The organism is Aeromonas veronii (assembly GCF_040215105.1).
Lineage (GTDB): Bacteria > Pseudomonadota > Gammaproteobacteria > Enterobacterales > Aeromonadaceae > Aeromonas > Aeromonas veronii_G.
Window position 1 is genome coordinate 4,477,501 of sequence record NZ_CP157875.1, and the last position, 23,288, is coordinate 4,500,788.

A 23,288-nucleotide genomic window follows, 5' to 3' on the forward strand; every position below is an offset into this window, starting at 1 on the left:
GGCAGCAGTCGCCTTGTGGATGTCCTTGCCCTCGGCGAAGGCGGTCAGCAGCCCCTTGTCACCGGAGAGGTGGGCCATGATGCGCAGCTCGATCTGGGAGTAATCCGCCGCCACCAGCTTGTAGCCGACGCTCGGGATGAAGGCCTGCCGAATGCGCCGCCCCTGCTCGTTGCGCACCGGGATGTTCTGCAGGTTGGGATCGGTGGACGAGAGTCGGCCGGTCGCCGCCACCGCCTGATGATAGGAGGTATGCACCCGCCCGGTCTGGAGCTTGATCATCAGCGGCAGCTTGTCGGTATAGGTGGACTTGAGCTTGGCGAGGCCGCGATGCTCCATCAGCAGTTGCGGCAGCTCATAAGTCTCCGCCAACTCGGCCAGCACCTCTTCCGCCGTGGAAGGGGCGCCCTTGGGGGTCTTCTTGATGATGGGGAGCCCCAGCTTGACGAACAGGATCTCGCCGAGTTGCTTGGGGGAAGAGAGGTTGAACTCCTGCCCCGCCAGCTCGTGAGCCTGGCGCTCCAGTTCCCCCAGTCGCACCTCGATCTCCTGGCTCTGCTGGTGCAGCAGCTTGGGATCTATGGTGGTCCCCATCAGCTCCATTCTCGCCAACACGGGTAGCAGGGGCAGTTCGATCTCGGTGAATACCTTGGCAAGCTCCGGCAATTTGCTCAGGTTGCCCCACAGGGTCTGATGCAGACGCAGGGTGATATCGGCATCTTCCGCCGCGTAAGGGGCCGCCTGCTCCAGTTCAATCTGGTTGAAGGTAAGCTGCTTGGCCCCCTTGCCGGCGATCTCCTCGAAGGAGATGGTCTCCACGCCGAGGTACTTGCTGGCCAGGGAATCCATGTCGTGACGGCTGGCGGTGGAGTTCAGCACATAGGACTCGAGCATGGTATCAAACGCGACCCCCTGCAGATCGATGCCGTGATTCTTCAGCACGTTGCGGTCGTACTTGAGGTTCTGGCCAACCTTTAGCAGCGAAGGGTCTTCCAGCAGCGACTTGAGCTTGCCGAGCACCAGCGCTTCACTCAGCTGGGTCGGCGCCCCCAGGTAGTCGTGGCCGAACGGCACATAGGCCGCCTTGCCCGGTTCGATGGCGAACGACACGCCAACCACCCGCGCCTCCATGTAATCCAGACTGGTGGTTTCGGTATCGAAGGCAAACAGCGGGGCGGCCTTGAGGCGTGCCAGCCACTCATCGAACTCGGCTTCGTCCAGAATGCAGCGGTAGTCGGTCTCGATGGTAGCGACTGTAGCAGCCTCTTCATCCACCGCTTCCTGGCCGGCACTCGCACCGGCCCCCTCATCACCGGACTCCAGCTCCTTGATCAGGTTGCGCAGCTCGTATTCGCGGTAGACCGCCAGCAGGGACTCCTTGTCAATTGGGCCCAGTTGCAGTTGCTCCAGTTGCTGCTCCAGCTCGACGTCGGTCTTGATGGTCGCCAGCAGATAGGAGAGGCGCACCTGCTCCTCCTGCTCGCGGAACTTGTCCGCAAACGCCTTGGAACCGCGAAAGCCCAGCGCCGCCACCTTGTCCAGATTGGCGGCGATCTCGTCAATGCTGCCTATCCCCTGCAGCAGGGCCAGGGCCGTCTTCTCCCCCACCCCCGTCATGCCGGGAATGTTGTCCACCTTGTCCCCCATCAGGGCCAGGTAATCGATGATGAGCTCGGGCGGCACGCCGAACTTCTCGATCACCCCTTCCCGATCCGTGGTCACGTCCTTCATGGTGTCGATCAGGGTGACATGGTCGGAGACCAGCTGCGCCATGTCCTTGTCCCCGGTGCTGATGAGCACCGGCAGCTTCTTCTCGGTGGCCTGGCGGGCCAGGGTGCCGATCACGTCGTCCGCTTCGACTCCTTCCACCATCAGGAAGGGGAAGCCCATGGCCTTGATCATCTGGTGGATGGGGGCGACCTGGCTGCGCAGATCATCCGGCATGCTGGCACGGGTCGCCTTGTATTCGGGGTAGATGTCGTCGCGGAAGGTCTTGCCCTTGGCGTCGAACACCACGGCCACGTGGCTATCGGGATATTGCTTGCGCAGGCTGCGCATCATGTTCGCCATCACCCGGACGGCGCCGCTTGGCAGCCCGGTCGATGTGCGCAGATCGGCCTGCTGGGAGGCGAAGAAGGCGCGATAGAGATAAGAAGAGCCGTCGACCAGGATGAGGGGATTGCTAGAGGCCATGAAAATAGTCCTGCCAAGAATAAACAGTCGCTAGGATGCCACAGGGCCCGCGGCACACCAAGGGGCGTACAAGCATGCTTTCGGGTCGGGCGCGAGCACTTTTTCTGTGGATAACTCTGTGTTCAAAATTGCAGGCTCGCCGATCCCACAGTGATCAATCTGTGAAAAACAAACAAAAAACACAATAAAAACAATGATATGAAATCACACATCGAGAGCATCATTTCGTTAAGATGATCTCGATCAATGTGGAAAAAATTTCAAGGGGGTCAGTACGGCAGGATCCAAAACGAAACAATCCTAGCACAGCGGGATGACTTGACCAGCGAGAGGCAAGGGATAACCATACAAAAAACCAACAATCTACCCTGGCTCACATTTTCATCAATAAAGGAGTTCACCATGAAAAAAGTGGCAGTGATCTTGAGTGGCTGCGGCGTCTTCGACGGGAGCGAGATCCATGAGGCCGTCATCAGCCTGCTGGCGCTGGCCCGCCAAGGGGCCCAGGTCCAGTGCTTCGCGCCGAACATCCCCCAGTTGCATGTCATCAACCACCTGACCGGCGAGGTGAGCGAAGGGGAGAGCCGCAACGTGCTGATCGAGGCGGCCCGCATCTGCCGTGGGCAGATCAAGGACGTGGCCGAGCTGGATGCGGCGGACTATGACGCCCTGCTGGTACCGGGTGGCTTCGGCGCCGCCAAGAATCTGTGCGATCTCGCCATCCAGGGGGCGGACTGCCGGATCCAGCCGGACGTGCTCAAGGCCTGCCAGAGCTTCGCCAGGGCCCGCAAACCCGCAGCCTACATCTGCATAGCGCCGGCCATGATCCCGCTCATCTACGGTGCCGGCGCCCTGGCTACCATAGGCAATGACGCGGGCACCGCCGATGCCATCGAGGCCATGGGCGGCAAGCATCTCGCCTGCCCGGTCAGCGAGTTCGTGGTGGACGAGACCCACAGGGTAATCTCGACCCCCGCCTACATGCTGGCCCAGAACATAGTGGAGGCCGCCGATGGCATCGAGAAGACGGTCAAGCGGCTGCTGACCCTGTAACCGCTCACCCTGCGACAGTCTGTCATAAAACAAAAAGGCCGCTCATGAAGCGGCCTTTTTCGTGTTTGTCAGCAGAAACTGCCAGATTAGATGGCTTCGCCCATCTGATCCATCTTGCCCAGCAGGGCGCGCAGACGCTCTTGCCATGCAACGTGCTCGTTGCGCAGCTGATGGTTCTCGTCTTGCAGCTTGCTGTTCTGCTCTTTCAGCTCGTCCAGCTCCATCTTCAGCAGGGAGATGTTGTCGACGGCGGATTGGACTTTGGATTCGAGTTGCTCAAGGACTTCTAGTGACATATGTGCATACCTGTTTGTTCAATTGCGATGCCCCGACGCGGGCGATTCAAGCGCGTGAGATGAGCATACCCCGATGCGCTCGGCACAAACAAGACGGCGCGCCGGAAAATGCGCCCTCCATCCCCGTATTGCCTAAATATGCGTCTGTTTTTCTCGCAGGCAGCATGAACAGCGGGTCAGGATAAGGGAAGCAGCACAACAACGCGGTGAAACACGGGATCGGGCAGCGTCTCATCTCACCGCAATCCTCACCCATTCAGGGCGATGAAGCCCCCCATCAACAGGCAGGCGACCCCGTACATCAACAGGCCGTAGAGCAGGTTCCAGCGTAGCAGCAGACCGGCACTCAGGTTGTAGCGCGATGCCAGAGCCAGGTTGGATCCGGACAACGGGCTGGTGCCGGTGGCGAGCCCCCAGCCGAGCAGGAAGCACATGCCGAGCAGGCTGGGATCCGGCGAGAGGGGCCACAGCAGGGGCGCCACCCCGGAGATGCTGATGAGGGGGTGAACGCCGACGATGGCCACCAGGAAGATCAGCAGCAGGGTCAGGCTCGCCTCCAGCCAGCCGAAGTGATTGAACAGCGGCAGGCCGTGGCCACCCCCGAGATCCAGCACCGAGAGCGCGCTGTTGATCCCCGCCGCCAAGAGGCCCGCCCCGAGGAACAGCACCAGCTGGCCGCCGATGGCGGGGAAGCGCTCCACCACCTGGCGCTTGAGGGCGGCCCCGCGCCCGGCGCTCGGCATGAACAGCAGCGCCAGCAGGGGGGCCACCAGAGCGATCACCGCCAAGATGCTGAGGCTCGGCCAGAACTGGTGCACCAGCAACACCAGCAGCGCCAGGGTCACCGGCAGCCCGAGCGTCTGCAGCCGCAGCGGGTAACCGGCAAAGTCCGCCACCCCGAGTCGCTCCACCTGCCAGGCGGTCAGCCCCATGGCCAGCAGGGCGGCCAGGATGCCGAACGGCAATATGCTGGCCAGCTTCAAACCGGGGGCATAGGTGAGCGCCACCGCCATGGCGACGAAGAAGGGGGACCAGAAGGCGGCGGCGCAGAAGATACGGCTCAGCACCATCACCTGACGCCGCTCCAGGGTGCCGTTTTTCTCCAGCCGATCGCCGATGATGAAGAGCACCGAGAGGTTGATGACGGCACCCAGCAGATTGAGGCTCGCCATGGTGCTCCACAGCCCCTTGCGCCCGGACCAGGAGGTGGTGCCGGTCAGCAGGCCCGAGGTGGCGAGGTTGAGGGTACTGACGGCGGCGAACATGGTGAGCATGTTGATGTTGGGGAGCAGCCAGTCCCCGGGACTGAGACTGGCCCCGCGCCACCAGGATAAGAGTAACAGCGGGAGCGCCGCCCCATACAGGGCCAGGGCCTGGCGCCGCGCGGCCCCCACCAGCCAGGGCCAGGTGAGCAGAGAGGCGGCCCAGGCGGCGATGGCGGCCGGCCAGGGGGAGAATCCCAGATAGAGGTGCAGCAGGTTGAGCAGCCACATCCCCAGGATCAGAAAACCTGACCAGCGCTTGACCATGCGTCCCTAGATGTTCTGATTCATGTCGAAGGAGGGTTTGTCACACTCCGGTCGGCCCACTATCTTGGCGGGGACGCCGGCCACAGTGGTATGGGGTGGCACGGGATTGATCACCACGCTGCCGGCCCCGATCTTGGCACCCACCCCCACCTCGATATTGCCGAGCACCTTGGCCCCCGCCCCTATCATGACCCCTTCCCGGATCTTGGGGTGGCGATCGCCGCTCTCCTTGCCGGTTCCCCCTAGGGTCACGCTCTGCAGGATGGAGACGTCGTCCTCGATCACCGCCGTTTCACCCACGACGATGCCGGTGGCGTGGTCAAACATGATCCCCTTGCCGATCCGCGCCGCCGGGTGCACGTCGACCCCGAACACCACGGAGATCTGGTTCTGCAAATACAGCGCGAGGGAGCGCCGCCCCTGGCGCCACAGCCAGTTGGCGACCCGGTAACCCTGCAGGGCGTGAAAGCCCTTGAGATAAAGCAGCGGAGTGGAAAAGAGGTCGACGGCGGGATCCCGGTCCTGCACGGCGCAGATGTCGGCGGCGACCATGGCCAGCAGCTCGGGCTCGCTGCGCAGGGCCAGCTCGATCACCTCTCGCAGGGCGATGGCAGGCATGGTGGTGCTGTCAAGCTTGTTGGCCAGCTGGAAGCTCAGCGCCGAGCGCAGATCCCCGTGGTTGAGGATGGTGGAGTGAAAGAAGCTGGCCAGCATGGGCTCCTGGGCCGCCATGCATTGCGCTTCTTGCTGAATTTTTTGCCAGGTGTTGGCAACCAGATCGTCCATGTTACAGCCTACTGTTGTTCAGGGTGAGGGCCTTGTTGTTCTTTTGTCAGCACCGAGATGGGGTCCATGTGAATGATCACATCCATCCGCTCAAAGGCCTGGCGGACCGCCAGTTCAGCCTCGTCGGCTATCTGATGAGCCTTGACCAGCGGCAGCTGATCATCCAGTTCCAGATGCAGTTGTGCGAAGCGGGTCGGCCCGGATTGGCGGGTACGCAGATCGTGGACGCCATGCACCCCGTCTACGGCGCAGCAGAGGGCCATTATTCTCGCTTGTTCCGCCTCTGGCAACTGACGATCGAGCAGGGCCTGCACCGATTCGTAGCCGATCTGGACGGCGCCCCACACCAGAAACAGCCCGATCAGGATGGCAAACAACCCGTCAGCCCAGTACCACCCCTGCCCCGCCAGCACCAGGGCCAGCAAGACGCCGGCGTTGAGCAGCAGATCGGAGCGGTAATGCAGCATGTCGGCCTTGATGGCCACGCTGTTGGTGCGTGCCACCACCCAGCGCTGGAAGCTCACCAGCAGCAAGGTCAGCAGGATGGAACCGCCACTGACCCAGAGACCGGCCTCCAGCCGCTGCACCGGCACCTGATTGAGCAGGGAAGAGATGCCATGCATCATGAGCAGCAGGGCGGAGCCCGAGATGAAGGCCGACTGGATGAGGCCCGCCAGGGACTCCGCCTTGCCGTGGCCGAAGCGGTGCTCGTCATCCGCCGGCACCAGGGCATAGCGAATGGCGAACAGGTTGATGAGGGAGGCACTGACGTCCATGAAGGAGTCGGTGAGGGACGCCAGCAGGCTGGACGAGTCCGTCATCAGCCAGGCAACCAGCTTGCCGACGATCAGCAGGGTGGCGACGGTGACCGCCGCCATGCTGGCCAGGGTGACCCAGCGAGAATATTGTTGATGGCTCAAAACCGGCTTTCCTCTGGCGCGTAAAACCCTATTATACCCTGACACGAACGCCTGTTTGACGTTCAAAATCAACGGAGTGACTCCAGATGAACAAAATACTCCTGGTCGACGACGATCTCGAACTGACCCAGCTGCTGACCGAAATCCTGACCCTGGAAGGGTTCGAGGTGACGGTGGCCGAGGACGGCGAAGAGGGGCTGCAGCGGCTGGCGGAGCAGCGGTTCGACCTGGTGTTGCTGGATGTGATGATGCCGAGGCTCAACGGCTTTGCCATGCTGACCCGACTGCGCAAGCGTTATGAGACCCCGGTACTGATGCTGACCGCCCGGGGAGACAGCCAGGACAGGGTCAACGGGCTGGAGGCCGGCGCCGACGACTACCTGGCCAAGCCATTCGACGACCGGGAGCTGCTGGCCCGGGTGCGGGCCATCCTGCGCCGCACCCAAAGCCCCCAGCCCCAGCGCGGCGCCCCGGACGAGCTGAGATTCATGGATCTGGTGCTGCAACCCGGCCTGCAACAGGCCCGCTGCAATGACAAACTGCTGGAGCTCACCGCCACCGAGTTCGGCCTGCTGGAGTGTCTGCTACGCAGCCCCGGCCAGATCGTCAGCAAGAATCTGCTGTCCGAACAAGTGCTTGGCAAGAAGCTCGAACCCTTCGATCGGGCCATCGACATGCACCTGAGCAACCTGCGCAAGAAGCTGCCGGAGCGGGCCGATGGCCAGCCCCGCTTCAAGACGGTGCGTGGGCGAGGCTACCTCTGGCTGGAGCAGGCATGACCACCCACCGCCCCTTTGGCGGACTCTCCACCCAGATTTTCCTCTGGTTCTGGTTCATGTTGCTACTGGTTGTCGCTGCGGTAGTCATATTGCCTACTCTGGACCCGCGCAACATCATCCCCCTGCCCGAACACGAAGTGACCCGGATGAACAACAACCTGCGGGCACTGCAGGCGGGGGCGGCCCCCGAGCAGGATTTCGTGCTGATGCAGGCCATCGACGCCGCGGGGCTGCTGCCGGTGGACAACGTCTATCTGCGCGATGCCAAGGGTCAGATGCAATCCACCACCCGGCTCAGCAAGTTCGTCATCCGCTTCATGCTGGAGTCGGACGACCCGACCAAACCCATGCTCGGCAGCGAGCACCAGCGGGCCATCGCCGGCCCCTTCCTGATGCAGCACCACGGCCAGGACTATCACGTCTACTTTGGCCTCAACGTGGAAAACTCCTATCTCTTCCTGTTCATCCAGATCCTGGATCACCCCATCCAGATCCTCGGCATCGCCATGCTGGTCAGCACGCCGCTCTGCCTGCTGCTGGCCTGGCGGCTGACCCGCCCCCTGCTGCAGTTGCAGCAGTCCGTCTCCCAGCTGGCGGAGGGCAAGCTGGAGACCCGGATCCCCAACCTGGGGCGCCAGGACGAGATCGGCCAGCTGGCGGATCATGTCAGCCACATGGTGGATACCCTCAAGCGCATGATCCAGAAGCAGAAACAGCTGCTCTCCGACATCTCCCACGAGCTGCGCAGCCCCCTCACCCGCATCCAGTTAGCCCAGGCGCTGATCCGCCGCAAACAAGGTGACAGCAGCGAACTGGCCAGGATCGAGGCGGAGATCGCCCGGCTCGACAAGCTGATCGGCGATCTGCTGGATCTCTCCCGGGTGCAGCAGCACGTAGAGGCTCCGGTGGAGCTGCCGCTCGCGGATCTGCTGGAGCCCATCCTGGATGACGCCATGTTCGAGGCCAACCAGAACGGCAAGCAGCTAAGGCTGCCGCCCCTGCCGGAGGAGTCCATCCGGATGTGGCCCGAGCTGCTGGGGCGGGCGCTGGAGAACCCCCTGCGCAACGCTCTCAAATATGCGCGGGAGTTCATCAAGGTGGACTGGTATCGGGAAGGTCGGGAGTGGGTGATGACCATCCGCGACGATGGTCCCGGGGTGCCGGTGGAGCAGCAGGATCAGCTGTTCCTGCCCTTCTTCCGGGTGGATGACGCCCGCAACGCCAAGACCGGTGGCACCGGGCTCGGGCTCGCCATCGCCGCCGAAGCCATCGCGCGGCACGGCGGCACCATTCGGGCCGGCACCAACCACCCGAACGGCCTGGTCATCACCATCCGCCTGCCCATGGCGTGACAATCCCTTTTCATCACGGCGGGTGCTGGGTATGCTGGCGCCCCTTATCGCCTCCCTCAGGATCCCGTCATGCTCGACATCGTGCTCTACCAGCCGGAAATCCCGCCCAACACCGGCAACATCATCCGTCTCTGTGCCAATACCGGCTACCGGTTGCACCTGATAGAGCCGCTGGGATTCGAGTGGGATGACAAGCGGGTGAAACGGGCGGGGCTCGACTATCACGAATTTGCCGAGGTGAAGCGCTGGCCGAGCTATGAGGCGTTTCTGGCGGCGGTCGCACCGACCCGGGTCTTCGCCTGTACCACCAAAGGGCGCACCGCCCACTCGGCGGTTCAGTTCGCCCTGGGGGACGCCCTGCTGTTCGGCCCCGAGAGCCGCGGCCTGCCCGCGGAGATCATCGAGAGCCTGCCGTTCGAGCAGCGCCTGCGCATCCCCATGCTGCCCCAGAGCCGCAGCATGAACCTGGCCAACGCGGTATCCGTGTTCGTCTACGAGAGCTGGCGCCAGTTCGATTATCAGGGCTCGCTCTGAGTCGCAGCCTGCAGGCGCCGTCCCTCAGGCCCGGCGCCCCGGTCAATCCATCCGGTTGCCGACTAGGCTGATTGCACCGGCCGGACCTGCTCCAGCAAGCGGCCATCGCGCTCCAGCCGCCAGCACAGCCAGCCAAGGGTCAACCCTCGCCCCGTCATCAGCGCCGCCATGGCGGCCCACAAGGCCGCCACACCCCAGTCCTGGCACAGCCACCAGATGGGGAAGAAACCGGCAAACACCGCCACCAGCATGCTGTTTCGCATCTCCCGCGCCCGGGTCGCCCCGATGAAGACCCCGTCCAGCAGATAACACCAGACCGCCAGCAGCGGCATGACCACCAGCCAGGGCAGTTGACGGTTTGCCTCGGCGATCACCGCCGGAATGTCGGTGATATGGGCGATGAGCAGCCCGCCCCCCAGGGCAAACGCCAGGGTGAAACCCAGGGCGATCAGCCCGGCCCAGCCCAGGTTGAGGGCGATGGCCTCTCGCAGCGCCTGCCGATCCCGCCGTCCGATGGCACGCCCCACCATGGCCTCCACCGCGTAGGCGAAACCATCCAGCCCGTAGGAGATGAGCATCAGGAAGTTGAGCAGCACCGCGTTGGCCGCCACCGCCACGTCCCCGAGCCGCGCCCCCTGCAGGGTCATGAAGGCAAAGCAGAGCTGCAGGCAGAGTGAACGGATGAAGATGTCCCGGTTCAGGCCGAGCAGGCGCCGCAGGGCGGGCCACTGACGCCAGCGTTGCCAGGCCCCGCGCCAGGTCTCTGTCGGCAGGTGGCGCAACCGGCGGCTCACCAGCCAGAGCCCCAGCACCAGGGCGCCGTAATCGGCCAACAGGGAGGCCGCCGCCACCCCTTTCACCTGCCAGCCCAGCCCCAGCACGAAGCCGGCATCCAGCACCATGTTGACCAGGTTGCTGAAGATGAGCAGCAGCATGGGGCTGCGGGCATCCTGCATGCCCAGCAGCCAGCCCATGATGACCAGGTTGCACAGGGCCGCCGGGGCGCTCCAGATCCGGATCGACACATATTCACCGGCATGGAACTGCACCTCGGGCGAGCCACCACTCAGCGCGATGAGCGCCGGTAAAAAGGGCAGCAACAGCAGCAGGAGCGCGGCACCGAGGCCGACCGCCAACCCCAGCGCCCGCGCCAGGGTATCCAGCTGCCCCTCGGCACTGCCCGCCCCCTGAGCCTGGGCAGTCAAGCCCGTGGTGGACATGCGCAGGAAGCCCAGCAGCCAGAACAGCAGGTTGATGAGAGTGGCACCGACCGAGACGCCACCGAGGAACCAGGCCTGGCCGAGATGACCGATCACCCAGGTGTCCACCAGCCCCAGCAGCGGGGTGGTGACATTGGAGAACACCATGGGCAGCGCCAGGGCAAAGACGGCGCGATGACGCCCGGGGTCACGAAGCCAGGGCGGGATCAGCATGCACAATCTCCGGCGGCAGACATCACTCGCCGGCCAGTCGCACGATCCGGGTGAAATCGGACACCATGGTCGCCATCGACACATGGGGCACCTGGCCCTCCTGTGCCTGGGGGCGGAACACGGCCACCAGCTTGCCTGCCGGGCTTATCAGCACGATGGAGGCGGAGTGGTCGATCAGGTAGTCCTTGCTGTCGTGCTCCACGATGGAATAGACGAGGCCCAGGTTGCGCACGAAGGGGAACAGATGATCGTGCTGCGCCGTCACCGCCTTGAACTCGGGCTGGAAGAAATCGACATACCCCTTGAGGCGGGCGCTGTCGTCCCGCTTGGGATCCGCCGAGACGAAGACCACCTGACTGCGCGGTGCTATCTGCTTCAGTTCCGGATAGACGGCGCGCAGATCCGCCAGGGTAGTCGGGCAGATGTCCGGGCAATAGGTGTAGCCGAGAAACAGGAAGGTCCAGTGGCCATGCAGATTGGCCTCGGTGAAGGGTTCCCCATCCTCATCCACCAGGGTGAAGGGATTGATGTCCCGCCCCGCCGGATAGTAATTGGCCTGCTCCGGCTGGAGGGGCCGACTCCAGTAATAAATGACCATGATGCTGACGACCAGCAGCATGAACATCAGGGGATAACGGGGTTTCACCATATAAAATTTGCCTTGCCAGGGAGTTCAGCCAGGGGATCGGACCAAATCGAGAGTCATTGTAACCTGCCAAACCCTGTCGCTGGCTACCCCAAGGTCTGAATAGGGGGTAGGACCCCATCCCGCTGGCGCGGTCACCAGGCCGTCCATCTCCACACTTTGCCTCGGGCTTGCCAGAAAAACAGAAGCCCCACACAAGGTGGGGCCTGGAGCAAACGGGCGGTGATCACTCAGGGGCGCCACCGCTGCCGAACCTGGGGACGCCTGATGACGGCATGCAACGGGACGACAGGAGCTGTCCAGGGGGCATCCGGCAAGCCGATGTCGTGATGGCGACGAAACAGGCGCACCAGGCGGACTATCTTGTCTTTGGGGCACCCCAGCCAGATGGTCCAGCCACTCCCCTTGTGATACACCCAGAGCGCGTAGAACCACGTCATCCGGCTGCCCTTGATGAAGCGGGTGATGGAAGATGCGGGGGCCGTCTCCGGACCCGGATCCCATGGTGAGCTTGAAGCCATACCTGTCCTCCTTGCGCAACAGGCTACGTCGAGCCGCCCCCTTGCCAGCGGCAAGCTGATGCAGGACCACGTACTGACGCTGTGGGTCGCTTCGAGACATGGACACTGACCACATCCGAGCGACTCTCCCTTCTATCCCGTGCCGCCCCAGCAGCATCGGCGTTGCATCCCTGCGGCCTTATCCCGGCCAGCTCAGGCAATCCTTCGGGGGATGGCGACCCCCTGGTCCGCCAGCGCGAGACGGACATACCCAAGGATATATCTGAAATGCCGACCCGGTGGTGGCAGCGTGGTGTGAGGGCAACAAAAATGGCAAAGGGGGCGACAGAAGCGGGGGAGACAGAAACGACGCGGCCTCCCGCAGGAGGCCGTCTGATGGCTGCCGAGATTACATCCAGTCGGCGTTGCGGATGACACCGACCGCCAGCCCCTCGATGGTGAGGTGCTGGCTGGCGAGATCCACCGAGATGGGGGAGAGCTCTTCGTTCTCCGGCAGCAGCCACACCTGGCTGCCCTTGCGCTGGAAGCGCTTGACGGTGACATCCTCATCGAGGCGGGCTACCACCACCTGGCCGTTGCGCACGTCCTGGGTCTTGTGCACCGCCAGCAGATCCCCGTCCATGATGCCGATGTTCTTCATGCTCATGCCCTGTACCCGCAGCAGGAAGTCTGCCCGTGGGTGGAACAGGGCCGGATCCACCTGATAGTGGCTCTCGATGTGCTCCTGGGCCAGGATGGGTTCGCCGGCGGCCACCTTGCCGATGAGGGGCAGGCCACTCTCTTCCGGCGCCTCTTCCTCTTCGAGCAGCAGGCGGATGCCGCGAGAGGTGCCGGGCATGATCTCGATGACCCCTTTCTTGGCCAGGGCCTTCAGATGTTCCTCGGCCGCATTGGCCGACTTGAAACCAAGCTTCTGGGCAATCTCGGCACGAGTCGGCGGCATGCCGGTCTCGTTCATGTTCGCCTTGATAAGCTCCAGCACTTCAGCCTGGCGGGGAGTAAGGGGTTTCATAACATGGGCACCTGTCTTTTTATACAGCACACTGGCAGTATATACAGTGCTGGGGCCAAGGCAAGGCGTAGCTGATATTTGTCCCCTCTTCGTCGCACTTATTGCGGCAAATGACCCATTCTTGATCCTGTGCGCCACTCATCCTACCTCTCGGCGACAAGCCTGCGGTGATTTGTTATGCTCACGCCGCATTTTTTTGGAGAGCAGACACCCATGTCCATCGGACAGAACATTTCCAGAGCCATTCTGCAATGGCCGGTCAGCGGCTTGGTCAATCACAAGAGCCTGCCGGAAAACCCCATTTCGGAACTGGACCTGGACCCGGCCAGACCCATTGTCTATGCCCTGAAAACCAGCTCGATCACCGACCTCTTGACCCTGCAGCAGTGCTGCGAGGATCTCGGTCTGCCCGGTCCCTTCACCCCGCTGGAACTGAACGGTCAGCTGCTGCCGCGCTATGTCTGTCTGGATCGCCCGCCTCCCCTGTTTGGCAAGCGCACCAAGCCGCTGCCCTTCTTGCAAGAATTTCACCAGCTGCTGGATCTGCACAAGCAGGATCCGGCGCTGGATATCCAGGTCGTTCCCGTCACTCTGTTCTGGGGCCGCGGCCCGGGCCGGGAAGGGGAAGAGGCCTCCGGCTGGAATATCATCAGCAGCCTGGCACCGAACCGCCTCAAGAAGGCGCTGATCGTGATCCTCAAGGGCCGCGAGAACCTGGTGCGCTTCTCTCCGCCCCTCTCCCTGCGCTACATGGCGGACAAACACGGCACCGACGAGGCCATCGCCCACAAGCTGGCGCGGGTGGCGCGTACCCACTTCAGCCGCCAGCAGCTCGCCGCCACCGGTCCCAAGCTGCCGAACCGCAACCTGCTGTTCAAGCAGTTGCTGGACTCCAGCGTGATCCAGCAGGCGATCGAGGAGGAAGCCGAGCGTGAGGGCATCAGCCTGGAAAAGGCGCAGAAACGCGCCCATGGCTACATGGACGAGATCGCCTCCGACTTCTCCTACCGGCTGATCCGCCTCGGCGAGAGCTTCCTCGGCTGGCTCTGGAACAAGCTCTACCGCGGCCTCTCGGTTAACGGCGCCGAGCGAGTACGCCAGCTGGCCCAGGAGGGACACGAGATCGTCTACGTCCCCTGCCACCGCAGCCACATGGACTACCTGCTGCTCTCCTACGTCATCTACCACCAGGGCATGGTGCCGCCCCACATCGCGGCGGGCATCAATCTGAACTTCTGGCCGGCAGGCCCCATCTTCCGTCACGGCGGCGCCTTCTTCATCCGTCGCACCTTCAAGGGCAACCCCCTCTACAGCACCGTATTCCGTGAATACCTGAACCTGCTGTTCGCCAAGGGCTACTCGGTGGAGTTCTTCACCGAAGGGGGGCGCTCGCGCACCGGTCGCCTGCTGCCCCCCAAGACCGGCATGCTGGCCATGACCCTGCAGGCCATGATGCGCGGGCTGGACAGGCCGGTGACCCTGGTCCCCGTCTATCTGGGCTACGAGCACGTGATGGAGGTGAACACCTATCACAACGAGCTCAAGGGCAGCCGCAAGGAAAAGGAGAGCTTCCTGCAGGTGCTCGGCATCCTGCGCAAACTGCGCAACTACGGCCGCGGTTTCGTCAACTTCGGCGAACCGCTGACCCTCAACAGCTATCTCGGTGAGCATGTACCGAACTGGAAGGAGAGCATCGGCAAGGAAGAGCGCCCGGAATGGATGGCCCCCACCGTCAACCAGCTGGCCGAGCTCCTGATGACCCGCATCAACGACGCCGCCGCCGTCAACGGCCTGACCCTGAGCGCCCTGGCCCTGCTGGCCGCCGAACGCCACGCCCTGACCCGGGACGAGCTGCAGGCCCAGATCAACACCTATCTGGACCTGCTCAAGCAGGTACCCTACAGCCCCCAGAGCACCATGCCGGACGAGGATGCCAAGACCCTGCTGGATCAGGCGATGGAGCTCAACAAGTTCGAGGTGAGCGAGGACAAGCTCGGCCAGATAGTCAGCCTGGATCGCTATCAGGCCATCCTGCTGACCTACTATCGCAACAACATACTGCACCTGTTCGCCCTGCCTTCCCTGGTGGCCGCCTTGATCGAACGCTGCGAGGGCATAAGCCGCAGCGAGATCGTCGCCCGCTGCATCGACATCTATCCGCTGCTCAAGACGGAGTTGTTCCTGCGCTATGACGAGGAGGAGCTGCCGGCACTGGTGGACGCCCTGCTGGCCGAGCTGCAACGCCAGCAACTGATCGAGCTGCGCGAGGGCGGCTACTGGGTCAACCCGGTCAACCAGATGCGATTGCTGCTGCTGGCAGAGAGCATTCAGGAGACGCTGCAACGCTACGCCATCGTGCTGACCCGCTTGCTGGCCCAGCCCCGCATCGAGGCGGAGCAGCTGGAAGCGGACGGCCTGATGATGGCGGAGCGTCTCGGCACCCTGCATGGCATCAACGCCCCCGAGTTCTTCGACCAGAAACTGTTCAGCACCCTGATCCACTCCCTGCGCCAGGAAGGCTATCTGGATACCGGCAGCAAGCCGGATCTGGGCCGCTTCCAGGCCCTGGCCGACAACATAGTGCCGCTGCTCAGCACCCGGATCCGCCGCACCATAGAGGCGGGCAACCGCACCTGATGCCCTGACGAGGCATCGGGAAACATAAAAAAAGGCCGCATCAGATGCGGCCTTTTTCATGGGTTCAGCCCCTGGTGCATGAGCCTGCCTAGAGGTAGTGAACCACGACCCCGAGCAGCACCAGGGCCCCCACATAGTTGTTGTTGAGGAAGGCCTGGAAGCAGGCTTCACGCTGGCGCGCCCGGATCAGCCACTGCTGATAGACGAACAGCGCCGCCGCTCCCAGCAGCCCCCAGTAGTAGCTGGCGCCCATCGCCATCAGCTCCCCCACCAGCAGCAGCACCAGCAGGGTCGCCAGTTGCAGCATGCCGATGATCCGCTTGTCATGGCGGCCAAACAGGATGGCGCTCGATTTCAGCCCCAGCTTGAGATCGTCGTCCCTGTCCACCATGGCGTACTGGGTGTCATAGGCGATGGTCCACAGCAGGTTCGCGAGAAACAGCAGCCAGGCCACGGGGGGCAGCGCGTTGGCCTCCGCCGCATAGGCCATGGGGATGGACCAGGAGAATGCCATGCCCAGCACCAGCTGGGGGATGGGGATGAAACGCTTCATAAAGGGGTAGCAGACGGCCAGCAGCAAGCCGGCGAACGACAGCCCTATGGTGAGCGGGTTCAGGGTCAGCACCAGGCCGAACGAGAGCAGCGCCAGCACGGCAAACAGGGCCAGCACCTCCCGCGGAGCCACCTTGCCCATGGGCAGGGGGCGACCGGCCGTGCGCTTCACATGGCCGTCAAAGTTGCGATCCGCATAATCATTGATGACGCAGCCAGCCGATCGCATCAGGAAGACGCCCACCACGAACACCAGCAGGATCCACAGACTCGGCACGCCACCGGCCGCCAGCCAGAGTGCCCACAGGGTGGGCCAGAGCAACAGCAGGGTACCGATGGGTTTGTCGATGCGGGCCAACTGCACATAGGCCAGTCCCCGCTCCTTGGTTAACAGCTTCACTCCGGCTCCTTAGGCAATGACGGCGAATGGGACAACAACGAGGGCAGGAAGAGTTCGTGGACCAGCAAGGGCCACGGCCCCAGATAGAGACGGGAACGGCGACCCCAGACGATGGCGGCCGGGCAGCAAGGATTGGCTGCTATCTCAAAGCGAGCCAGCAGCAGATTGTCTCGCTGGGTTGGCTCTGAGCCAAAGATACGTTCACCCAATGGCTGTTCACCGAGATCCTGCAAACCACTGCCCTGCAGGGCCGCCTCGGCAAACAGGGTCCAGCCCAGGACGGCGGGCCCACCATCTCCGTGCAGGATCACCTCGCGGCACAGGCCCTGGGGACAGTCGGCGGCGACCAGCGCCTGTTCGTCGGCCGCGAGCGGCACGCTGCGATTGGCCAGCAGTTGTACCGACAGCCGACGATGATGGCGACGCAGTCGCCGGGTCATGGAGTCGGCCTCCAGCAGCCAGGGGCGCAGTGCCTCGGGGGGCTCACAGTGCTCGGGGACCCGCCAGGGATCGAGCTGGATGAGGGGAACAGTCGGCTCGGACTTCACAGCTTCACCATCCGGAGGTTTCCGTTATCAGGTTAAAATCCGGTTTATTATCCGTAAATCAATGGCGAAATGTAAGAACATCCGTGCTTGACGGCCCCGATGACAGCATCAAAAATGGGGCATCCATCGTTGCCGAGCCATTCAGATGAAGATGATCCAGGTCCTGTTGATGTTATTGCTGAGTGTTACCGCGCTGACCGCCTCCGCCTCCGAGGAGGCTGGCGATGCCGCCTCTGCGGCCGTCAAACCCGGCTTTGCCTACCACGCGCTGGATCCGGACATCATCACCAACTACCTGGGCGAGGGCAAAACCCTGGGCTATGTGCGGGTGACGGTGGAGCTGATGGCCGAAAACGAGGCGGATCTCAAACTGCTGGAGCAACATGACCCGCTGATCCGCGACGCCATCATCCGCCTGATTGGCAGCAAGACAGGTACCCAGATCAAATCCCTGGCGAGCCGGGAAGAGCTGCGCAAGGAGTGCCAGGACAAGGTCAACGAGCTGCTGGTAAAAGAGAGCGGCAAGAAGGCGGTGCGCGAGCTCATCTTCACCAAGTACCTGTATCAATAAGCCCTGGGTGACGCAGTGCTGACCCAGCCCCCCATCCGTCCTTTTTTTGTTGTCGAGGAATGAAGCGCCATGGGCCACAAGACGCTGTGTGAATGGCGCCGCCACGAGATTCAGTTCGAACTCAAGGCCTTGCGCAAGATAGTGCGCAAACCCAAGTTCGTGTGCGGCAAGTGCGCCCGCAGCGCCAATGACAAGCAGTACCTGTGTCAGCCGCTGCGCCTGAAAGAGAAGGGGGACTGACCCCCTTCATCCCGAGGCCCCGATCCCGGGGCCATCTCAGTGAATCTCCGGTCAGACTTATTGATCGGTCCAGCCCTGACGCCCCTGTTCAAACAAGCGACGAGCCTGCACGTCGTTCGGGCAGACGTCGCGATACTCCTCCCCCGCACGACCGGCCAGGTAGAGGTGCTCCGGACGGCAGTACCAGGCCAGCCCCTTCTGGCGACCTTGCTGCCACATGGCCACATCGACCTTGTCTCCACATTGGGTCTGGTGGAATTCGACCCGATCGGCGGCGAAGCCGAGTTTGCCGTCGGCTTCACCGACATCGGTCCAGACTTTCTCGCACGGGTCGTCCGAGTTGGAAACGCAGCCCCCAAGCAGGGCGGCAAACAGCATGATGACGAGTGAGCGCATAATCATCCTTGAGCGTCGGGTGAGTGGTGACAGGGCTCGCTGGCGTGACGACCTGTCGTCGGCTCATCCAATCTGAGCGCCATTTGAGCAATTCATTCTAACCAGCCCCGCCACGGCCACCAAGCCGCATCCTGCGCAATAGACAAAAAATAGGGCGAGCCCCAGGGCCCGCCCACGCACTCAACCGGGATTCACTGATCGTCGAGGGATTCAAAATCCTGCCACCCCTCGTCGTCCAGCTCCTCCAGTTCGTCCTCCCAGGATTCCGGCTCCCAGTCATCGTCGAGCTCGTAATCCGACCTTGGTTCACCCATGCTCATGCTCCTTGGATAGTGCACCGGCCTTCAAAGTCTATCCAGAATCACCGGGCTCGCCAGTGCCTCGCTCAGAGCTTGACCAGGGTACGGCCCGCCACCTGACCCCGGGTAATGGCGTCGGCGGCAGCGACCACCTGCTCCAGACCGATCTCGGTCACCGCCTGTTCGAAGAAGCGGGCAGGCAGGTCTCGCGCCAGCCTCTCCCAAGCCTGCTGGCGGCGGGCCAGCGGACACATCACCGAATCCACCCCCTGCAGACGCACGTTGCGCAGGATGAAAGGCATGACGCTGGTCGGCAGATCGAAGCCACCCGCCAGCCCGCAGGCGGCCACGGCGCCGCCGTAGTTCATCTGGGCCAGCAGCTTGGCCAGCACCTGGCTGCCGACAGTGTCGATGGTACCGGCCCACAGCTGTTTCTCCAGCGGCTTGGCGGGCTCCAGCAGTTCGCTGCGCGGCACGATGCGACTCGCCCCGAGGGCCGTCAGCATCTCCCCCTGCTCCTCAGGGCGCCCGGTCAGGGCCGCCACGCGATAACCCAGCGCCGCCAAGAGGGCGATGGAAATGGAGCCCACCCCACCGGCCGCCCCGGTCACCAGGATCTCGCCGCAATCCGGGGTGATGCCCGCCTCTTCCAGCGCCAGCACGCAGAGCATGGCGGTGAGGCCGGCGGTGCCGATGCACATGGCCTGACGCTCATCCAACCCGGCCGGCAGCGGCACCAGCCAGTCCGCCTTGACGCGGGCCTGCTCGGCCATGCCGCCCCAGTGCCCCTCACCCACGCCCCAGCCGGTCAGCACGACCTTGTCACCGGCCTGATAGCGCGGGTCGGCGGATTCCAGCACGGTCCCGGCGAAGTCGATGCCCGGCACCAGCGGCCACTGGCGCACTATCTTGCCCTTGCCGGTGATGGCCAGTCCGTCCTTGTAGTTGATGGAGCTGTAACTCACCGCGATGCGCACCTCCCCCTCCGGCAGCTGGCTCTCTGCCAACCGGGTCAGGGTGGGGATCGTCTTGCCGTCTTGGTTTTCCAGTAACAGGGCCTTGAACATGCTTACCTCTCGGGTTGTGTATCGTCAGGTGCTCTGACGCTTTTGCAGTTGAAAATCCAGGGTCAGGGCCGTATTTGCCACGGCCTCCCCCGACAGCTGGCGCAGGATGAGATCCGCTGCCTGCTGCCCCATCTGGTGATAAGGGATCCTGACCGAGGTGAGGGCCGGGTAACAGGCCCGCGCCACGTCCAGATCGTCGAAACCGGCGATGGCGAGCTTGCCCGGTACGCTCAGGTGGCGACGCTGGCATTCAAATAGCACGCCGGCAGCCAGCTCGTCGTTGACGCAGATCAGCGCATCCAGTTCGGGCCAGCGCAGCAGGAACTCCCCCAGCATGGCGGCGCCCGTACTGAAACTGGGCAACTCCGAAGTATTGACGATGGCGTCCGGCGAGAGATAGTTGTCCAGCAGGGCCTTCTGCCAGCCCTGCATGCGTTGCTGCAGCATCCATTGCTCCTGGCGGGCGCAGAGGAAACCGATGTTGCGATAACCCCGTTCGATGAGGTGGCGGGTCAGCTGATAACCCGCGTCAAAATTGGAGACGCCGACGTTCATGTCGATGGGCTGACGCGCCATGGCCCCCACCTCCACCACCGGCAGGCGTGCCGCCTTCAGGCGGGTGCGCACCGTCTCGCCAGGATCGCCGCCAAACAGCACCACGGCGGCCGGATTGTGCTGCAGGAAGTTGCCGAGCAGGCTCTCCTCCTGCTGTTTCATGTGTTGGGCATCCCCCAGCATGATCTGGTAACCCTCCGCCAGCAGGGTCTGCTGCAGACCGGCGACCATGTCGCCACAGCCGCGCTCCGCCAGGCTCGGGACTATGACCACTATGGTCTGGGAAGTGGCGGAAGCGAGTGCCCCGGCGGCCCGGTTGGGGATATAGCCGAGCTCATCCACCGCCGCCTCGATGCGCTCGCGCATCTTGTCCGACACCAGCTCGGGAGTACGCAGCGCCCGCGATACCGTCATGGCACCCACACCGGCCAGCCTGGCGACCTCATTGAGGGTCACCCGACCCGTGCTGCGGCGTTTCTTAACTTCTGACATCTATTTCCTTCCTCGGCATGCGGGCTTGCTCACTTTAAGGCAAAAGCGGGGCACTGACTATTTGCTCAAGCCGGATTCTACTCCGTATCGACCTGCCAGGGGTTAGGATGACTCCCTTTTAACAATAAAATGATAGCGCTATCACAATTCACTGTTAGCGCTATCTGGTAGCGCTAACTTTCGAGATCAGGCTCACAGTTATGCCGAGGCAAGATCGCTAGATTGGCCCCATCTCAACCAGCCGGATACCACCATGCTGACTGAACTGCTGACTGAAGAGGTCATTTCCATCGAGGCGGGCGCCCGCGACTGGCGCCATGCCATCGAGCTCGCCACCGCGCCCCTGCTGGCCAACGGCACCATTGAGCCTTCCTACGTGGCGGCCCTGTATCGCTCCCACGAGGAACTCGGCCCCTACTATGTGCTGGGCCCGGGCCTCGCCATGCCCCATGCCCGCCCGGAAGACGGGGTCAACCGGCTGGGACTGGGGCTGACGGTGCTGAAAGAGGGGGTCAATTTCGACTCGGAGGGCAATGACCCCATCCAGCTGCTGGTCACCCTGGCCGCCAGCGACAGCAACTCCCACGTGGAGACTATCGCCCAGCTGGCCGAGCTGTTCATGAACGAAGAAGACGTGGCGGCCATCATCGCGGCCGACACCAAAGACGACATCTTGCGCATCCTGGCGCGCTATTGAGCTGCGCCCCGGCGCCCTGACAGAGGTAGAGACAATGAAAATTCTGGTTGTATGCGGACACGGCCTGGGCACCAGCCTGATGATGGAGATGAGCATCAAGAGCATCCTGAAGGAGCTGAATGTGACCGCCGAAGTGGATCACCGGGATCTCGCCTCCGCCGGCAGCGAGAGCGCCGAGATCTTCGTCGCCACCCGCGACATCGCCGAGCAACTCACCAGCATGGGGGTCAACGGCCGGTTGGTGTCGCTGGACAACATGGTCGACAAGGTTGCCATGAAGGAGCGGCTCTCCGCCGCCCTGCGCGAGCTGGGCGCACTCTGAGTTCGTGACCCTGCGGCGAGTTCAACACTGCGGCCCGAGGGCCGCCTCTTCCATTGATTGGAGCTGACCATGGAATTTTTCAATTTTCTGATGTTTGACGTGCTGTCGGAGCCGGCCGTGCTGGTCGGCCTGATCGCCCTTATCGGCTTGATTGCCCAGAAGAAACCCGTGACCGAGTGCATCAAGGGCACGGTCAAGACCATCATGGGCTTCGTCATCCTGGGGGCCGGCGCCACCCTGGTGGTGAACTCGCTCGGCGACTTCGCCACCATTTTCCAGCACGCCTTCGGCATCAAGGGGGTGGTCCCCAACAACGAGGCCATCGTCTCCATCGCCCAGCAGTCGTTCGGCAAGGAGATGGCGATGATCATGTTCTTCGCCATGCTGGTGAACATCCTGATCGCCCGCCTCACCCCCTGGAAATTCATCTTCCTGACCGGTCACCACACTCTGTTCATGTCCATGATGGTGGCCGCCATCCTCTCCGCCGGTGGCATGAGCGGCATCCCGCTGATCGCGGTCGGCAGCCTGGTGGTCGGGGTGACCATGGTGCTGTTCCCGGCCCTCGCTCACCCCTACATGAAGCAGATCACCGGCTCGGACGACGTGGCGCTCGGCCACTTCTCCACCGTCTCCTACGTGCTGGCCGGCTGGATTGGCGCCAAGTTCGGCAACAAGGCCCACAGCAGTGAAGAGGTGCAGGTGCCCAAGAGCCTGCTGTTCCTGCGCGATACCCCGGTGGCCATCTCCTTCACCATGGGCATCATCTTCCTCATCACCTCCGCCTTCGCCGGCCCCGAGTTCGTCTCCAGCGTCGCCAAGGGCAAGCACTGGTTCATGTTCTCCCTGATGCAGTCCATCACCTTCGCCGCCGGTGTCTACGTCATCCTGCAGGGTGTGCGCATGGTCATCGCCGAAATCGTGCCGGCCTTCAAAGGGATCTCCGACAAACTGGTCCCCAACGCCAAGCCGGCACTGGACTGCCCCATCGTCTTCCCCTATGCCCCCAACGCCGTGCTGATCGGCTTCCTGTCGAGCTTCACCGCCGGCCTGGCAGGCATGGTGCTGCTCTACCTGCTGGGGCTCACCGTCATCATCCCAGGGGTGGTACCGCACTTCTTCGTCGGCGCCGCTGCCGGGGTCTTCGGCAACGCCACCGGCGGTCGTCGCGGTGCTCTGCTGGGTGCCTTCGCCAACGGCCTGCTGATCACCTTCCTGCCGGTGTTCCTGCTGCCGGTGCTGGGGGATCTCGGCTTTGCCAACACCACCTTCAGCGATGCCGACTTCGGTGTGGTAGGCATACTGCTTGGCCTGATCGTGCGCTGATCCGACATCGCCACGATATAGCCGACAAAAGGCACGACCCGGGGTCGTGCCTTTTTACATGTCGCTGCATCAACCCGCCCTGCGTGGCGGATCTCCCCGCACCGATTAAATAAATCTGGTCACCACAGTGCCGGT

The 23,288-nt window shown here is 63.1% G+C and carries 25 protein-coding genes (1 of these 25 running past the window's edge); 10 read left to right on the forward strand and 15 right to left on the reverse strand.

The features are described from left to right. A protein-coding gene (gene polA, locus ABNP46_RS20700) for a DNA polymerase I (protein ID WP_349920349.1) crosses the window boundary here: on the reverse strand, nucleotides 1-2,190 show its 5' portion. The gene continues 573 nt to the left of window position 1, outside the view; the window shows 2,190 of its 2,763 coding nt (coding positions 1-2,190); it begins with the start codon at nucleotides 2,188-2,190; its stop codon lies beyond the left edge, outside the window. 402 nt (nucleotides 2,191-2,592) lie between these two features. On the opposite strand from polA, the gene elbB reads away from it, so the two are divergent. Continuing rightward, nucleotides 2,593-3,243 (forward strand): isoprenoid biosynthesis glyoxalase ElbB, encoded by a 651-nt coding sequence (gene elbB, locus ABNP46_RS20705; RefSeq protein WP_349920351.1) that lies wholly within the window; start codon nucleotides 2,593-2,595, stop codon nucleotides 3,241-3,243. An 86-nt stretch (nucleotides 3,244-3,329) separates the two neighbouring features. Here elbB and ABNP46_RS20710 read toward each other — a convergent pair whose 3' ends face one another. The 4 genes from ABNP46_RS20710 to fieF form a co-directional block, all read right to left on the reverse strand. Beyond that, on the reverse strand, nucleotides 3,330-3,539 hold the full coding sequence (locus tag ABNP46_RS20710) for a cell division protein ZapB (protein ID WP_349920353.1): 210 nt from the start codon (nucleotides 3,537-3,539) through the stop codon (nucleotides 3,330-3,332). Between the two features lie 248 nt (nucleotides 3,540-3,787). Then, on the reverse strand, nucleotides 3,788-5,068 hold the full coding sequence (locus ABNP46_RS20715) for a hypothetical protein (protein WP_349920355.1): 1,281 nt from the start codon (nucleotides 5,066-5,068) through the stop codon (nucleotides 3,788-3,790). Between the two features lie 6 nt (nucleotides 5,069-5,074). Beyond that, a complete protein-coding gene (gene cysE / locus ABNP46_RS20720; protein ID WP_349920357.1) occupies nucleotides 5,075-5,854 on the reverse strand; it encodes a serine O-acetyltransferase in 780 nt (259 codons plus the stop codon). An 8-nt stretch (nucleotides 5,855-5,862) separates the two neighbouring features. Beyond that, the gene (gene fieF, locus ABNP46_RS20725) at nucleotides 5,863-6,774 is read right to left on the reverse strand and encodes a cation efflux pump FieF (RefSeq protein ID WP_349920359.1); all 912 of its coding nucleotides are present in this window, start codon (nucleotides 6,772-6,774) and stop codon (nucleotides 5,863-5,865) included. 86 nt (nucleotides 6,775-6,860) lie between these two features. Between fieF and ABNP46_RS20730 the strand changes: the two genes are divergently transcribed. The 3 genes from ABNP46_RS20730 to trmL all read left to right on the forward strand — a co-directional run bounded on the left by ABNP46_RS20730 (nucleotide 6,861) and on the right by trmL (nucleotide 9,439). Then, a complete protein-coding gene (locus ABNP46_RS20730; RefSeq protein WP_349920361.1) occupies nucleotides 6,861-7,553 on the forward strand; it encodes a response regulator in 693 nt (230 codons plus the stop codon). Beyond that, nucleotides 7,550-8,905: an ATP-binding protein gene (locus tag ABNP46_RS20735; protein WP_349920363.1), complete on the forward strand. Its 1,356-nt coding sequence runs from the start codon at nucleotides 7,550-7,552 to the stop codon at nucleotides 8,903-8,905. Before ABNP46_RS20730 ends, ABNP46_RS20735 begins: the two co-directional genes overlap by 4 nt. A gap of 69 nt (nucleotides 8,906-8,974) precedes the next feature. Next, nucleotides 8,975-9,439, forward strand: coding sequence for a tRNA (uridine(34)/cytosine(34)/5-carboxymethylaminomethyluridine(34)-2'-O)-methyltransferase TrmL (trmL, locus tag ABNP46_RS20740; protein ID WP_349920365.1), 465 nt, complete (start codon nucleotides 8,975-8,977; stop codon nucleotides 9,437-9,439). Between the two features lie 62 nt (nucleotides 9,440-9,501). Here trmL and dinF read toward each other — a convergent pair whose 3' ends face one another. The 4 genes from dinF to lexA form a co-directional block, all read right to left on the reverse strand. Further along, nucleotides 9,502-10,872: an MATE family efflux transporter DinF gene (dinF, locus tag ABNP46_RS20745; protein ID WP_349920367.1), complete on the reverse strand. Its 1,371-nt coding sequence runs from the start codon at nucleotides 10,870-10,872 to the stop codon at nucleotides 9,502-9,504. Nucleotides 10,873-10,894: 22 nt separating this feature from the next. Further along, nucleotides 10,895-11,521 carry an SCO family protein gene (locus ABNP46_RS20750; protein ID WP_349920369.1) on the reverse strand — a complete coding sequence of 209 codons (627 nt, stop codon included), beginning with the start codon at nucleotides 11,519-11,521 and terminating at the stop codon, nucleotides 10,895-10,897. 227 nt (nucleotides 11,522-11,748) lie between these two features. Then, nucleotides 11,749-12,039 (reverse strand): hypothetical protein, encoded by a 291-nt coding sequence (locus ABNP46_RS20755; RefSeq protein WP_349920371.1) that lies wholly within the window; start codon nucleotides 12,037-12,039, stop codon nucleotides 11,749-11,751. 388 nt (nucleotides 12,040-12,427) lie between these two features. Continuing rightward, nucleotides 12,428-13,051, reverse strand: a complete 624-nt coding sequence (lexA, locus tag ABNP46_RS20760) for a transcriptional repressor LexA (RefSeq protein WP_349920373.1) — start codon at nucleotides 13,049-13,051, stop codon at nucleotides 12,428-12,430. Between the two features lie 213 nt (nucleotides 13,052-13,264). Between lexA and plsB the strand changes: the two genes are divergently transcribed. Next, nucleotides 13,265-15,688, forward strand: coding sequence for a glycerol-3-phosphate 1-O-acyltransferase PlsB (gene plsB, locus ABNP46_RS20765; protein ID WP_349920375.1), 2,424 nt, complete (start codon nucleotides 13,265-13,267; stop codon nucleotides 15,686-15,688). Nucleotides 15,689-15,776: 88 nt separating this feature from the next. Here the strand turns inward: plsB and ubiA are convergent, their stop codons facing one another. Continuing rightward, on the reverse strand, nucleotides 15,777-16,640 hold the full coding sequence (gene ubiA, locus ABNP46_RS20770; RefSeq protein WP_349920377.1) for a 4-hydroxybenzoate octaprenyltransferase: 864 nt from the start codon (nucleotides 16,638-16,640) through the stop codon (nucleotides 15,777-15,779). Further along, nucleotides 16,637-17,188, reverse strand: coding sequence for a chorismate--pyruvate lyase family protein (locus ABNP46_RS20775; RefSeq protein WP_349920379.1), 552 nt, complete (start codon nucleotides 17,186-17,188; stop codon nucleotides 16,637-16,639). The genes ubiA and ABNP46_RS20775 overlap by 4 nt, the downstream gene beginning before the upstream one ends. Before the next feature lie 145 nt (nucleotides 17,189-17,333). Here ABNP46_RS20775 and ABNP46_RS20780 point away from each other — a divergent pair, with 145 nt between their 5' ends. Both ABNP46_RS20780 and ABNP46_RS20785 read left to right on the forward strand, forming a co-directional pair. Next, on the forward strand, nucleotides 17,334-17,759 hold the full coding sequence (locus tag ABNP46_RS20780; RefSeq protein WP_349920381.1) for a flagellar basal body-associated protein FliL: 426 nt from the start codon (nucleotides 17,334-17,336) through the stop codon (nucleotides 17,757-17,759). A 69-nt stretch (nucleotides 17,760-17,828) separates the two neighbouring features. Continuing rightward, a complete protein-coding gene (locus ABNP46_RS20785) occupies nucleotides 17,829-17,999 on the forward strand; it encodes a hypothetical protein (protein WP_349920382.1) in 171 nt (56 codons plus the stop codon). 57 nt (nucleotides 18,000-18,056) lie between these two features. Here ABNP46_RS20785 and ABNP46_RS20790 read toward each other — a convergent pair whose 3' ends face one another. The 4 genes from ABNP46_RS20790 to ABNP46_RS20805 form a co-directional block, all read right to left on the reverse strand. Beyond that, nucleotides 18,057-18,401 (reverse strand): DUF2799 domain-containing protein, encoded by a 345-nt coding sequence (locus tag ABNP46_RS20790; RefSeq protein WP_434476165.1) that lies wholly within the window; start codon nucleotides 18,399-18,401, stop codon nucleotides 18,057-18,059. A 185-nt stretch (nucleotides 18,402-18,586) separates the two neighbouring features. Next, nucleotides 18,587-18,709 (reverse strand): hypothetical protein, encoded by a 123-nt coding sequence (locus ABNP46_RS20795; protein WP_349920384.1) that lies wholly within the window; start codon nucleotides 18,707-18,709, stop codon nucleotides 18,587-18,589. Between the two features lie 71 nt (nucleotides 18,710-18,780). Continuing rightward, a complete protein-coding gene (gene acuI / locus ABNP46_RS20800; protein WP_349920385.1) occupies nucleotides 18,781-19,761 on the reverse strand; it encodes an acrylyl-CoA reductase (NADPH) in 981 nt (326 codons plus the stop codon). Nucleotides 19,762-19,785: 24 nt separating this feature from the next. Next, nucleotides 19,786-20,808 (reverse strand): LacI family DNA-binding transcriptional regulator, encoded by a 1,023-nt coding sequence (locus tag ABNP46_RS20805; protein ID WP_349920386.1) that lies wholly within the window; start codon nucleotides 20,806-20,808, stop codon nucleotides 19,786-19,788. 253 nt (nucleotides 20,809-21,061) lie between these two features. On the opposite strand from ABNP46_RS20805, the gene ABNP46_RS20810 reads away from it, so the two are divergent. From ABNP46_RS20810 to ABNP46_RS20820, 3 genes are all read left to right on the forward strand, one after another. Continuing rightward, the gene (locus ABNP46_RS20810) at nucleotides 21,062-21,505 is read left to right on the forward strand and encodes a PTS sugar transporter subunit IIA (RefSeq protein WP_349920387.1); all 444 of its coding nucleotides are present in this window, start codon (nucleotides 21,062-21,064) and stop codon (nucleotides 21,503-21,505) included. A gap of 34 nt (nucleotides 21,506-21,539) precedes the next feature. Then, entirely contained in the window at nucleotides 21,540-21,827 is a 288-nt protein-coding gene (locus ABNP46_RS20815) for a PTS sugar transporter subunit IIB (protein ID WP_349920388.1), read from the forward strand. Nucleotides 21,828-21,896: 69 nt separating this feature from the next. Continuing rightward, nucleotides 21,897-23,153 carry a PTS ascorbate transporter subunit IIC gene (locus ABNP46_RS20820; protein ID WP_349920389.1) on the forward strand — a complete coding sequence of 419 codons (1,257 nt, stop codon included), beginning with the start codon at nucleotides 21,897-21,899 and terminating at the stop codon, nucleotides 23,151-23,153. Nucleotides 23,154-23,288: the final 135 nt, after the last annotated feature.

Excerpts from the sequence above, each read along its gene's own strand:
- elbB (WP_349920351.1), top strand. The coding sequence starts at position 2,593 with ATGAAAAAAGTGGCAGTGATCTTGAGTGGCTGCGGCGTCTTCGACGGG.
- ABNP46_RS20710 (WP_349920353.1), bottom strand. The coding sequence starts at position 3,539 with ATGTCACTAGAAGTCCTTGAGCAACTCGAATCCAAAGTCCAATCCGCC.
- ABNP46_RS20715 (WP_349920355.1), bottom strand. The coding sequence starts at position 5,068 with ATGGTCAAGCGCTGGTCAGGTTTTCTGATCCTGGGGATGTGGCTGCTC.
- cysE (WP_349920357.1), bottom strand. The coding sequence starts at position 5,854 with ATGGACGATCTGGTTGCCAACACCTGGCAAAAAATTCAGCAAGAAGCG.
- ABNP46_RS20730 (WP_349920361.1), top strand. The coding sequence starts at position 6,861 with ATGAACAAAATACTCCTGGTCGACGACGATCTCGAACTGACCCAGCTG.
- ABNP46_RS20735 (WP_349920363.1), top strand. The coding sequence starts at position 7,550 with ATGACCACCCACCGCCCCTTTGGCGGACTCTCCACCCAGATTTTCCTC.
- trmL (WP_349920365.1), top strand. The coding sequence starts at position 8,975 with ATGCTCGACATCGTGCTCTACCAGCCGGAAATCCCGCCCAACACCGGC.
- dinF (WP_349920367.1), bottom strand. The coding sequence starts at position 10,872 with ATGCTGATCCCGCCCTGGCTTCGTGACCCCGGGCGTCATCGCGCCGTC.
- ABNP46_RS20750 (WP_349920369.1), bottom strand. The coding sequence starts at position 11,521 with ATGGTGAAACCCCGTTATCCCCTGATGTTCATGCTGCTGGTCGTCAGC.
- ABNP46_RS20755 (WP_349920371.1), bottom strand. The coding sequence starts at position 12,039 with ATGGCTTCAAGCTCACCATGGGATCCGGGTCCGGAGACGGCCCCCGCA.
- lexA (WP_349920373.1), bottom strand. The coding sequence starts at position 13,051 with ATGAAACCCCTTACTCCCCGCCAGGCTGAAGTGCTGGAGCTTATCAAG.
- plsB (WP_349920375.1), top strand. The coding sequence starts at position 13,265 with ATGTCCATCGGACAGAACATTTCCAGAGCCATTCTGCAATGGCCGGTC.
- ABNP46_RS20780 (WP_349920381.1), top strand. The coding sequence starts at position 17,334 with ATGAAGATGATCCAGGTCCTGTTGATGTTATTGCTGAGTGTTACCGCG.
- ABNP46_RS20785 (WP_349920382.1), top strand. The coding sequence starts at position 17,829 with ATGGGCCACAAGACGCTGTGTGAATGGCGCCGCCACGAGATTCAGTTC.
- ABNP46_RS20790 (WP_434476165.1), bottom strand. The coding sequence starts at position 18,401 with ATGATTATGCGCTCACTCGTCATCATGCTGTTTGCCGCCCTGCTTGGG.
- ABNP46_RS20795 (WP_349920384.1), bottom strand. The coding sequence starts at position 18,709 with ATGGGTGAACCAAGGTCGGATTACGAGCTCGACGATGACTGGGAGCCG.
- acuI (WP_349920385.1), bottom strand. The coding sequence starts at position 19,761 with ATGTTCAAGGCCCTGTTACTGGAAAACCAAGACGGCAAGACGATCCCC.
- ABNP46_RS20805 (WP_349920386.1), bottom strand. The coding sequence starts at position 20,808 with ATGTCAGAAGTTAAGAAACGCCGCAGCACGGGTCGGGTGACCCTCAAT.
- ABNP46_RS20810 (WP_349920387.1), top strand. The coding sequence starts at position 21,062 with ATGCTGACTGAACTGCTGACTGAAGAGGTCATTTCCATCGAGGCGGGC.
- ABNP46_RS20815 (WP_349920388.1), top strand. The coding sequence starts at position 21,540 with ATGAAAATTCTGGTTGTATGCGGACACGGCCTGGGCACCAGCCTGATG.
- ABNP46_RS20820 (WP_349920389.1), top strand. The coding sequence starts at position 21,897 with ATGGAATTTTTCAATTTTCTGATGTTTGACGTGCTGTCGGAGCCGGCC.